The following is a 10,591-nucleotide window of genomic DNA, read 5'->3' on the forward strand; positions in this document are numbered from 1 at the left end:
TTCGCGCCGTTGGCTCCGAACCGGTTGTGGGTGGCCGACATCACCTATGTCTCGACGTGGTCGGGATGGGTCTACGTCGCGTTCGTCACCGACGCCTACGCCCGCAGGATCCTGGGCTGGCGTTCGGGCACCACGATGACCACCCAGCTCGTCCTGGACGCGCTCGAGCAGGCGATCTGGACCCGTCAACGCGAAGGTCACGACCTGGCCGGGTTGGTGCATCACTCGGACAGAGGTAGTCAATACACGTCGATTGCCTTGTCAGAGCGGCTTTCGGAAGCCGAGATCGCCGCCTCGGTCGGGTCGGTCGGATCGAGCTATGACAACGCCCTCGCTGAAACGATCAATGGGTTGTTCAAGACCGAACTGATCAAGCCCCGCGCTCCGTGGAAGGGCATCGACCCAGTCGAGTTCGCGACTGCGGAATGGGTCGACTGGTTCAACCACCGCCGCCTCTACGAGTACTGCGGCGACGTCCCGCCCGCCGAACTCGAGCAGGCCTACTACGCTGGCCACAACCAGCCCCACGAGGAACTGGAACTGTCACACCACTGAGTCCCCGGACATGCCGGGGCGATTCACTCCGACTCTCAGCCGTGGCCTCGGGCCATCTCGGAGAGTCGTGCTGCAATCTCTGCATCCCGGTTGCGCGCAACGTGCTGGTACCTCATTGCCGCGCCCACTGTGGAATGGCCCATCCGGTTCATCAGCTCAGGGAGGGTGGCCCCCGCGACAGCGGCCATCGTCGCGCCCGTATGGCGAAGGTCGTGCCAGCGCAGGTCATCTCGCCCGGCCTTCGCCCTCGCCGGGTAGTACCAGCGATACAGCGTGCTGGTGGCCAGCTGTTCCCCCGAGTCCCGTCCAACGAATAACAGCGCGTCCTTCGCTGGGCCCACGAAGTCCTTGAGGTGATCGTGCACGGCGGGCATCACGTGAGGCGGAATGGTGACATCGCGGATGCCTGCCTGGGATTTCGGAAGGCCGACGATGGGGGCCTGGCCGGCGACTCTGGTTACAGCCCGACGAACTCGAACGACTTGTCGCGAGAGCACGATGTCACCTCGGCGCAGCTCCAGAATCTCACCCTGCCGAAGCCCGGTCCACGCAGCCAAGAGCACCGCGAGGCGGAGTCGTTCCGGCATGTGTCGCACGATGACTTCGAGTTCCTCCAGTGTCGCGGGCTCAGGCTCATGCACCCGCTTGACACTCCCCGCCCCGGGGATCATGCAGGGATTCCTCGTGAGGCCATCAAGCTCGCGCACGGCGCTATTCATGATCGTCCGGAGCAAGCTGTATGCGTGGGCGCGACTCGTCGGTGTCCCAGGTGCCAGGGACGCATACCAGTTGCGAACACGGATGGGGGTGATCACGTCCAGGGTGAGCGGCCCGAAATGGGGCATGAGATACCGGTCCAGCAGCATCTCGTAGAGCTTTCGCGTCGCCGGCTTGAGATCTCGGCTCATTACCCAGGCGAGCGAATACTCCTCGAAGGTCGGCGGCCGCGAGCTTCGCTCATGTTCGAGACGCAGTCGAGGAGGAATCCAATCCGCTCTCGTACAAGCGTCTCGTTCATCGGCCAGCCAGCCCTCGGCCTCTGCCTTAGTCCTGAAGGTGTCAGGCGCCTGGTGTCGTACAGTGTCAGGACCCGTGTAGTAAGCCTGCCAACGCCCTGAAGGCAGCTTTCGCAGCCCGCCAAATCCTCGTCGGGAACCACTTGTCATCTTTCCTCCGCGTGCACTCCGCGTGCACTAACCGTGCACTTGAGAGCCTCCCAGAGCCCACTTCTGCACTCACGCATCAGGCTCTCCAGGACGGCATCTCCGCTTGTGGGAACGCTCTAACAAGGCAAAATGCCCCGCTCGGTGCCTAGGCTCAAGGGAGGTTCAAATCCTGTCCCCGCTACAAAGTTGAATGTGGCGCTGGTCTTCGGACCAGCGCCACATTTGTTTTTCCGCGCCGCCCCAGAATTGAGCGCAGGGTCTGCACGGTGCACGTCCAACTGTCCCGGGCACGCGCTGCAACAGCTGCCCGGGGCAGTTGGGCGTGCACCGTGGACCTGCACCCCCTTGACGGGTAGCGTCGGGGAGGTGTCTGAGAACCGGATGCAGGGATTGCCGCCACGATCAGTGGAGCGCGTCGCACAGTTCGTCGGCGAACACCACCGTGACGTGATCGACGTGGCAGATCTGGCCGATGCCGCCGGCTACAGTCGCCACCACTTCAGCCGTGCCTTCAAGACGAGCACCGGCATCAGTCCCGGCGCCTACCTCACCGCGACGCGGATCGACTCCGCCAAGCACCTGCTCCTGGCCGAGGACTGCCCTGTGATCGACGTCGCCGTCGAGGTGGGCTTCGACTCGCTGTCCAGCTTCACCCGTCGCTTCGCCACCACCGTGGGCACCACCCCGGCGCGCTTTCGCGAGCTTGCCAACCGGCTGGCCGACGCCAGCCCGCGCCCCTTTGCGATCGCCAAACCCGGGGAACCAGTGGTCACGGTGCAGCCGAGTCTGCCGGACGACGTGCGTGACACCTGCCGGCTGTGGCTCGGCTGGTACCCGACGCCGGCCCCGATCGGACTGCCGGCGGCCGGCATGCTGCGCACCTACGACGAACCACTGTGCCTGGCCCTGCACCCCGGCGCCCCATGGCTGCTCGGATTCCTCGTCGAGGATGACGATGACCACCGCCATGAACTCGCCCCGCGGTGGCCCGTCGTCGCCCGGCATCCTCGCCCGGTGACCAGCCCCGGACACATCCCACTCCCGTTCCGGCGGGCCCGGATGGATGACATTCCCCTGCTGAGCGCCCTGCCGGTGCTCGCCTGGTGAGCACATCTGGACAAACACGGCGCACTGACCGTCCCTAGCGTTGGTGCTGTCAACACCGACAACCGATGGAGAACAGCATGAACCGCACCACCGGAAGCCCCACCTCGGCACGACTGACCTTGAGGGCGTCAAGCCCTTCTACCAGGAACTCTTCGGCTGGCAGTTCGACGACGCCGGCCCCGACATGGCCCACTACAACATGATCACCAAGGACGGGGGCCTCGTCGGCGGCGCCATGGACATGACCCAGTGCGCCGAGGAGAACCAGACGGAGCCGCGCACCGCGTGGGACGTCTTCCTCGCAGTCGACGACCTCGACGAGCGCCTGCAACTGGCCCTCGACAACGGGGCAACCATCGTGGCCCCGGCCATGGACGCTGGTCCTGCCGGGCGCTTCGCGATCGTGACCGACCCGACAGGAGCGGTCATCGCCATGTGGCGGGGAGGCGACACCGAGGGCTATGCCTTCACCGGCCAGCCCGGAACCCCTGTCTGGTTCGAGCTGATGACCCAGGACTTCGAGAAGGCCAAGGCCTTCTACAGCAAGGTCTTCGACTTCAACCCCGTCGCCATGGAGACGCCGATGGAGGACGGCGCCCAGACCGAAGCGTCCACCTACGTCACCAACGGCCCCGAGGCCCCGGCGTCCAGCGGCATCTGCAATGTGGCCGGCTTCGTGCCCGAGTCCGAGGGTTCCTGGTGGCGGATCTACTTCGCCGTCGACGGCTGTGACCAGGCCGTCGAGACCGTCCAGCGGCTGGGTGGGCGCCTGCTCGACGGGCCCAAGGATTCCCCCTTCGGACGGATCGCCACCGTCGCCGACCCGATGGGTGCCACCTTCCAGCTCTGCTCCCCCGGCGAGGCCGTGCGCTGACCGTCACCCCCGCCTGACCGGCCGCCCGCCCATTCGGCCCGTGGAAGCAGGGTGGCCGAACAGGCGGCCCTCCCTATAGGTGTGCATCGTTGAGGTTGTTCAGCACTGCACATGCTCGCGAAGATCTCCGAGCAGGGCCAGCACCGGCTACTGGATCGCATCGGATCACCGCTATTGCGGCCCGGCCGGGGAGCGACTGGAGGTCACCCTCGATCTAGCAGGCAATCGCGTGCAGATCCAGGGCGGCAACGGCGAGATCCTGCTGGTCAGTCCAGCCAGCTGAGGCCGGTCCACTGTTCGCTGCGTCGCCACAGGTCGGCGGCCAGCTGCGGATCCTTGGCGACGGCTGACGGCTCCACCCGGACAGCCGCGCCGCGCAGTTCACCCGGCCCGTCGGGACCCTAGTAGTCACCGGACTGCACCGTCGGGTCCGTCGCTGCCCGCAGGGCCGGTTCGGCGCCGCGGGCGATGCTCTGGCCCACCAACCGGTCCACCAGGGCCCGCAGGCCCCGCTTGCCGCCGGGATTGGTGGCGGTCTGCCCCGGATGGGCGGCGACGGACAACGTCGAGTACCTGTGGACGGCGAGCCGTCGCGCGAGTTCCTGGCTGAACAAGAGGTTGGCCAGCTTGCTGCGGCCGTAGGCGCGTATCGGCTTGTAGCCGTCGCGGGAGCGGACGTCGTCGAAGCCCAGGCCGGGCATCTTGTGACCATTGCTCGCCATCGTGACCACCCGCGCGTCGGGCGCCGCCGTGAGCAGGGGCAGCAGCTGGCCGGTCTGGGCGAAGTGTCCCAGGTGGTTGATGCCGAAGTGCCGCTCGAAGCCCTGGGTGGTGGTGCCGTAGGGCAGCATCATCACGCCCGCGTTGGTGACCAGCAGGTCGATGGGCCTCCCCTGCGCCACGAGCCTCGCACCGCAGGCTGCGTCGCGATCTCGCGGCCGAGGCCGTGGTCGGCGCCGGTGACGACGGCATGGCGTCCGGCCATGGATGGGATCTGCGATGGCGCCCACTCGCTTTTTTCGGTCATATGCATGATAATAACAGGGTCGCTTGTCCAAGGAGGATGGATGCCCAAGATCGTGGACCATGAGGAACGCCGTCGCGTGCTGGCGCACGCCGTCGTCGAGGTGGCAGACCAGCGCGGGCTAGACAATGCCAGCCTGCGCACGGTGGCCCAGCACGTCGACATGTCGATGGGCACCGTGCAGCACTACTTCGCCGACCGCGAGGCGATGCTGGACTTCGTCCTCGACTACGTCCAGCAACAACGCACCGCCCGCATCGAGCGCGCCGTGAAGACCCTGTCCACCCCCACCCCGGCCGCCATCCTCGACGCCCTCGTCGACGAGATCCTCACCACCGACGAGACCAATCAGGTCTTCGAGCGGGTCAACGTGATGTTCCTCGACCGAGCGCGACGACACCCGGCCACCGCCGAACGGCTTGGCCAGGGCCGGGCCGAGGTCATCCGCCTGTTCACCGGGCTGCTGGAGGGCCGCGGCCTGCGCGAGGGCGTCGACGCCGTCCATGCCGCGGAGGTGCTGTGGGCCCTGCTCGAGAGCCTCCCCAACGCCATCCCCAACGCCATCCCCCTCGGCCAACACACCAGCCCCAGCACACGCGCCGTCGTGCACACCTACCTGCACAGCATCACGAATGAGAGCCCCCGATGACCCCCGAACCACCCGCCACGCAGGCCCCGGCACGCACCCGGATCCACGGACTCGACGCCGTGCGCGGCGGCGCCCTCCTGCTGGGCATCGTGATCCACTCCCTGATGCCCTACGTGACGGGCATGCCCTGGCTGGTGCCCGACAGCCAACAGGCCGTCTGGCCGTTCACCATCATCTCCGGCATCCACTTCTTCCGGATGACGCTCTTCCTGCTGATGGCCGGCTACTTCGGCCACATGATGCGCGAACGTCGCGGGAGTTGGGGCTACCTGAAGGACCGCCTCAAGCGGATCACCCTGCCCCTGTTCGTCTTCTGGCCCGTCGCCGTCCTGCCCCTGGGCCTGTTGGCCGCCTGGCACGCCCAACGCGCCGGGCTGCCGCTGGAGCGTCCCGACGTGAGCGGCGCCAGCAAGTTCGACCTGGGCCACCTGTGGTTCCTGTGGGTGCTGACCCAGTGCATCCTGCTGGTGTTGGCCATCCGGTGGCTCGTCACCCGGGTCTCGCCGCGCGCCACTGCGGCCACTTCCCGGCACCTGGCCCGCTGGCTGGGTGCCCCCGGCGGCGTCCTGCTCGCGGCGCTCCCCTACGCGATCAGCACCAACCTGCAGCGCGACCTGTCCGGGATCGTCGCCCCCACCACGCTGCTGCCGGGACCCGTCCCGCTGGTGGCCTACCTCGGCGCGGTCGGAGTCGGATGGGTGCTCTCCTGTGACCCGGACTCCCTGCCCCGGCTGGCACGACTGGCCTGGTGGCACACCGGGCTGGCGGTGGTCACCATGACCGGTGCGCTAATGGGCACCCACGTGCTGCCCGTCGACCCTGACCTTCCGGAGTGGGTGGCGCTCACGCTGATGGCGCTGGCCGGTTGGAGCAGCTGCTACGCACTGTTGGGGCTTGCCGTGCGGCACCTCACCACCGAGCGTCCATGGGTGCGCTACCTGGCCGACGCCTCCTACTGGATGTACCTGATGCACCTGGTGCTGCTGACCTTCTTCCAGGTGCTGCTGGCACCGCTCGGCTGGCCGATCCTGCTCAAGGTTGGGCTGAACATTGGTGCCACCACAGTGATCCTGCTGGTCAGCTACCAGCTGTTCGTCCGTTCGACGGCGTTGGGCGGCTGGCTCAACGGACGTCGCGCACCCCGCGGCGGTCTCTGAGCCCACCAGCTCGCCGCCACCGGCCACTGTGCACGTCCTACTGCCCCGGGCACGCGCTGCAGCAAGTGCGCGAGGCAGTTGGACGTGCGCCGTTGGGTCAGGGTGCTTCCTCAGCCATCTCCTTGAGCCACTGCTCGACCCGGCGGGTGGATTCGTCGTCGCTCAGATCCTCGACGCGGGTCATGACCGACCAGCGGACCCCGAAGGGGTCCCGGATGCTGCCGAAGCGATCCCCAGACACGAAGGTGGCGACGGGTTCCCGCAGGGTCGCGCCGGCCGCCAGCGCGGCCTCGACCACCTCGTCGACATTGGGCACGTACAGGCCGATCGAGAACTGGGAATCCTCGTCGTCGGGGTCGACGGCGCGTAGCCGATAGGACTCCATCGCACTGCCCAGCTGCAGCCGCCCGGACGGGAACTCCATCTCCGCATGGATGATCTGGCCGTCCATGCTCGACGAGGCGATCAGCCGGGCGCCGAAGACGCTGGTGTAGAAGTCAATGGCCCCTTGCGGCTCCTGCAGCGCAACGAAGGGCGTCAGCGACGAGAAGCCACGCGGGCGGCCATTGCTGGTGTGCGAGCCGTCGGCGGGCAGAACGTGATCATTGGTCATGACGGCCACGCTAGGCAGCAGCCGCACCCGCCGACTTGTAGATTCCTGCCATGACCGACGGTCTGGCCCCCAACAGCCGAGGGACGCTGTTTCCGGCACGCCTGCCCACCGGATTCTGGCGGCTTCCGGCATCGCCCGAGGTCAGCGAGCTGGTCTCCTGGTGGTGGATCAGCCAGTGGGCACTGCCCGACGGAGAGGAATCCCATCAGGAGCTCCTCGCCTTTCCCGCCAGCAATCTGGTTCTGGAAGACAGTCAGGTGCGGTTCTGGGGCTCCAGCACCCGCCGTTCCACCAAGGTTCTACGCGGACATGGCTGGGCCCTCGGCGCCCTGCTGCGCCCGGCCGCGGTTCGCGGTTTCGTGACCGATCCCGCGTCGCTGCGTGACGACTCGATGCCGGTGGACATGTCCGCGCTCCACACGGCCGTGGCCTCCCACGCCGCCTGCGATCTGCGCGACGCAGTCGGCGACGTCGAGCCCTGGCTGGTTGACCGGGTCGGGCCGATTGGAGACGAAGCCCGGCTGGCCAATCGGATGGCAGAGCTTGCCAACAACGATCCGAAGATCTCCAGCGTGAGCGAGCTCGCCAGCGCCCTGGGCATCTCCGAGCGTTCGGTGCACCGCCTGGCCGCCGGCTATGTGGGCCTCTCCCCGTACAGCATCATTCGGCGACGCCGTCTTCAGGAGGCCGTCGCCGCCGCGCGTGAAGACCCGCAGGAGTCTCTGGCCAGCATTGCCGCGCGCTTCGGCTTCGTCGATCAGCCGCATCTGGCCAGAGAGGCGCGCGAACTCATGGGCTACCCGCTGCAGACCTACCGTCGGGAACTCCACTCGTCAGGGATGATGGCCCCGCCGCCTCTCCACTGACAAGAAACTGGGCCGTCAGGAGTCGACCGTCCAGCTGCCCGGGTCTTGGCGGTGAACTGCGCACGATCGGACAAACCCATACCAGCGGTCCTTCCTAGTCTGGGGGAACTACCACCGATCAGTCAGGAAGGACGACCCCGATGACCGAGCTTTGGGGAGAACTCAACCGCAGCACCGGTTCCGGCACCGTCACACTGCGCCACTGTTTCCCCGCCGACCAGGCAAGGCTGTGGCAAGCCATCACCGATCCCGCCGAGCTGGGGCGCTGGATGGCCGCCGTCACCATCACCGGCGACGACTACCGGATCGACTTCGATCCCTCCGACCCCGCCCAGCAAACCAGCGGGCCGATCGAGCACTGCGATCCGCCGACCGGTTTCACCCTCGCCTGGCTCAATGCCGGCGAGGACGAGGCGTCGCGGGTGACCCTCACCCTGGCAGAAGGTGCGGACGGCACCGAGCTCACCCTGGTGCACAGCCTGTTGCCCACCAGCCAGGACGTCGGACATGCGGCCGGTTGGGAGGTCTACCTGCGGTGCCTGGAAGCGCATCTGGCTGGTGCAGAACTCCCCGACTGGGGTACGAGCTGGGAGGTCTTTCGGGAGGCCCACGCCGCGCGGCAGTAGAGTCTCCCCCATGCTCGCCCTCACCCCTGACCAGATCCGCAGCGGTTTCGTGAACTGCACCAAGGGTGAGGCCAAGCGGCACATGGTGCCGGGCACCCTGGACGCCGTCGACTGGGAGAACCTGGACTTCTTCGGCTGGCGGGATCCGGGCTCGGAACTGATTGGCGGGATGGCGCTGTGGCGCGGGGACGACGTCATCTCCATCGCGCTACGCGCCACCCAACGCCCCTTGTCGGCCAAGCAGAGCATGTGCTCGCTGTGCTACACCTTCCACTCCAGCGGCGACGTGGTGTTGATGGGCGCCAAGCGCGCCGGGGCCCGGGGCCGCGACGGCAACACCGTCGGCGCCTCGATGTGCGCGGATCTGGCCTGCTCGCTCTACGCCCGCAAGCTCAAGCAGCCCCGACGGGTACAGCCCCAGGAGACCCTGGACGTCGACGCCAGGATCGCCCGGCTGCGGCTGAACCTGGACAAGTTCGTCGCCCGGGTGGTCGACGGGCTCTGAGGAGCGCCAGCCCACCTGGCTGTGGCACGTTGGGGTTGGCCACCACGGCAACGGTCAGCATGCCAGCAACCTAGACCCGCTGCCGCGGCAGTGCCATCCCCGCGCCCAGCCCCACCAGAGCGGGCAGGATCCAGCCGAAGCCGAGCGTGAAACCGGGTAGGACTCCCCCGGCGGCGCCCGCCGCCGATGCCAGCCCGGCGGGCACGCCGGACTGCGTCGCCAGCAGGAAGAGCAGTGAGACCACGCCGGCACCCAGCATCATCAGGCGGTAGGCCCACGGGCGGTGACGGACCCATGGATCCAGCAGGCCCAGCACGATCATGGAGATGGCCAGCGGGTACAGCAGCACCAGCACCGGAACCGCGGCCTTGATGATGGTGTCGAGTCCGACGTTCGCCACGGCGAAGGAGACCAGCGCGAACACGACGGCCCAGCCGCGGTGGGACAGGCTGCGGGGGAACATCGTCGCGAACATCTCCGCGCAGGCAGTCAGCAGGCCGATGCAGGTCTTCAGGCAGGCAACCCCCATGATGAGCGCCGCCAGCAGGTGTCCGACGCCACCGAAGGACTCGCTGGCCACCCGGGACAGGGCGACGGCACCATTGGCGTCGCGGGCCACGACGTGCGTCGAGCGCGCCCCCAGGAAGGCCAGCGCGGCGTAGATCACGCACATCGCAACGCCGGCCACGACGCCGGCGCGCCCCACCTCCACGGCGATCCGGCGCGGCTGGGTGACGCCCATCCGCCGCACCGCCTCGATCACCACTATGGCGAAGGCCAGGGAGGCGAGGGCGTCCATCGTGTTGTAGCCGTCCAGCACACCCTGGCTGGCGGCATGCGACGCATAGGGCCCGGTGGCCGCTGGGGCAGGACTGCCGGACCCCAGCAGCGCGACGACCAGCAGCAACCCGAGCAGCACCAGGAAGACCGGGGTCAGCCACTTGCCGACGTAGTCCAACAGCTTGCCCGGACGGATGGCTGCTGCCAGGGCCACGGCGAAGAAGACCGCCGTGAAGCCCGCCAGCGCCCAGCGGCCGACTCCATCGGACATGGTGCCGCCGAAGGCCATCTCGTAGGAGACCGTCGCCGTGCGCGGGATGGCGAAGAAGGGCCCGATGGTCAGGTACAACGCGCAGGTGAACAACACCCCGAACCAGGGCGCCACCCGGGAGGCCAGCTCGTGCAGGCTGGCGGTGCCGGCCATGGCGGAGGCCACCACGCCCAGGATCGGCAGTCCCACGGCAGCCACCAGGAAGCCGGCCGTCGCGGCCAGGACAGCGGACCCCGCCGCCAGCCCCATCGAGATGGGGAAGATCAGGTTGCCGGCCCCGAAGAAGAGCCCGAAGAGCAGGGAGCCCAACAACAGGGACTGGCGGGTGGACAGGTGGGCATCGGATGCGGTGGTGGACACCAGCGCAGTATTTCGCATGAACCCACCCAGGGCGCACA

Annotated in this window: 12 protein-coding genes; 8 read left to right on the plus strand and 4 right to left on the minus strand. The window is 67.8% G+C overall.

Translation table 11 applies throughout. From position 1 onward, the window contains the following. Positions 1-555, plus strand: a 555-nt coding sequence (locus tag AAEX57_RS14040; RefSeq protein ID WP_342092973.1) for an IS3 family transposase, incomplete at its 5' end; no start/stop codon positions are given. Positions 556-590: 35 nt separating this feature from the next. Here AAEX57_RS14040 and AAEX57_RS14045 read toward each other — a convergent pair. Next, positions 591-1,721, minus strand: coding sequence for a tyrosine-type recombinase/integrase (locus tag AAEX57_RS14045; RefSeq protein ID WP_342092974.1), 1,131 nt, complete (start codon positions 1,719-1,721; stop codon positions 591-593). 366 nt (positions 1,722-2,087) lie between these two features. On the opposite strand from AAEX57_RS14045, the gene AAEX57_RS14050 reads away from it, so the two are divergent. After that, positions 2,088-2,828 (plus strand): helix-turn-helix transcriptional regulator, encoded by a 741-nt coding sequence (locus tag AAEX57_RS14050; RefSeq protein WP_342092975.1) that lies wholly within the window; start codon positions 2,088-2,090, stop codon positions 2,826-2,828. A 43-nt stretch (positions 2,829-2,871) separates the two neighbouring features. After that, positions 2,872-3,702, plus strand: a complete 831-nt coding sequence (locus AAEX57_RS14055) for a VOC family protein (RefSeq protein ID WP_342092976.1) — start codon at positions 2,872-2,874, stop codon at positions 3,700-3,702. Between the two features lie 401 nt (positions 3,703-4,103). Here the strand turns inward: AAEX57_RS14055 and AAEX57_RS14060 are convergent, their stop codons facing one another. Next, entirely contained in the window at positions 4,104-4,604 is a 501-nt protein-coding gene (locus tag AAEX57_RS14060; RefSeq protein ID WP_342092977.1) for an SDR family NAD(P)-dependent oxidoreductase, read from the minus strand. A 165-nt stretch (positions 4,605-4,769) separates the two neighbouring features. On the opposite strand from AAEX57_RS14060, the gene AAEX57_RS14065 reads away from it, so the two are divergent. Then, positions 4,770-5,375 (plus strand): TetR/AcrR family transcriptional regulator, encoded by a 606-nt coding sequence (locus tag AAEX57_RS14065; RefSeq protein WP_342092978.1) that lies wholly within the window; start codon positions 4,770-4,772, stop codon positions 5,373-5,375. Continuing rightward, on the plus strand, positions 5,372-6,532 hold the full coding sequence (locus AAEX57_RS14070; protein ID WP_342092979.1) for an acyltransferase family protein: 1,161 nt from the start codon (positions 5,372-5,374) through the stop codon (positions 6,530-6,532). Before AAEX57_RS14065 ends, AAEX57_RS14070 begins: the two co-directional genes overlap by 4 nt. Positions 6,533-6,629: 97 nt before the next feature. On the opposite strand, the gene AAEX57_RS14075 is transcribed toward AAEX57_RS14070, so the two are convergent. Next, positions 6,630-7,145 carry a VOC family protein gene (locus tag AAEX57_RS14075; protein ID WP_342092980.1) on the minus strand — a complete coding sequence of 172 codons (516 nt, stop codon included), beginning with the start codon at positions 7,143-7,145 and terminating at the stop codon, positions 6,630-6,632. Between the two features lie 50 nt (positions 7,146-7,195). Here AAEX57_RS14075 and AAEX57_RS14080 point away from each other — a divergent pair, with 50 nt between their 5' ends. The 3 genes from AAEX57_RS14080 to AAEX57_RS14090 all read left to right on the plus strand — a co-directional run bounded on the left by AAEX57_RS14080 (position 7,196) and on the right by AAEX57_RS14090 (position 9,142). Next, on the plus strand, positions 7,196-8,011 hold the full coding sequence (locus AAEX57_RS14080; protein ID WP_342092981.1) for a helix-turn-helix domain-containing protein: 816 nt from the start codon (positions 7,196-7,198) through the stop codon (positions 8,009-8,011). 140 nt (positions 8,012-8,151) lie between these two features. Further along, the gene (locus tag AAEX57_RS14085) at positions 8,152-8,637 is read left to right on the plus strand and encodes an SRPBCC domain-containing protein (protein ID WP_342092982.1); all 486 of its coding nucleotides are present in this window, start codon (positions 8,152-8,154) and stop codon (positions 8,635-8,637) included. A 10-nt stretch (positions 8,638-8,647) separates the two neighbouring features. Then, positions 8,648-9,142 carry an FBP domain-containing protein gene (locus tag AAEX57_RS14090; protein WP_342092983.1) on the plus strand — a complete coding sequence of 165 codons (495 nt, stop codon included), beginning with the start codon at positions 8,648-8,650 and terminating at the stop codon, positions 9,140-9,142. Positions 9,143-9,212: 70 nt separating this feature from the next. Here AAEX57_RS14090 and brnQ read toward each other — a convergent pair whose 3' ends face one another. Further along, positions 9,213-10,553: a branched-chain amino acid transport system II carrier protein gene (gene brnQ, locus AAEX57_RS14095; protein WP_342092984.1), complete on the minus strand. Its 1,341-nt coding sequence runs from the start codon at positions 10,551-10,553 to the stop codon at positions 9,213-9,215. Positions 10,554-10,591: the final 38 nt, after the last annotated feature.

This window comes from Luteococcus sp. H91 (assembly GCF_038433135.1).
In the GTDB taxonomy this organism is placed as follows: Bacteria; Actinomycetota; Actinomycetes; order Propionibacteriales; family Propionibacteriaceae; genus Luteococcus.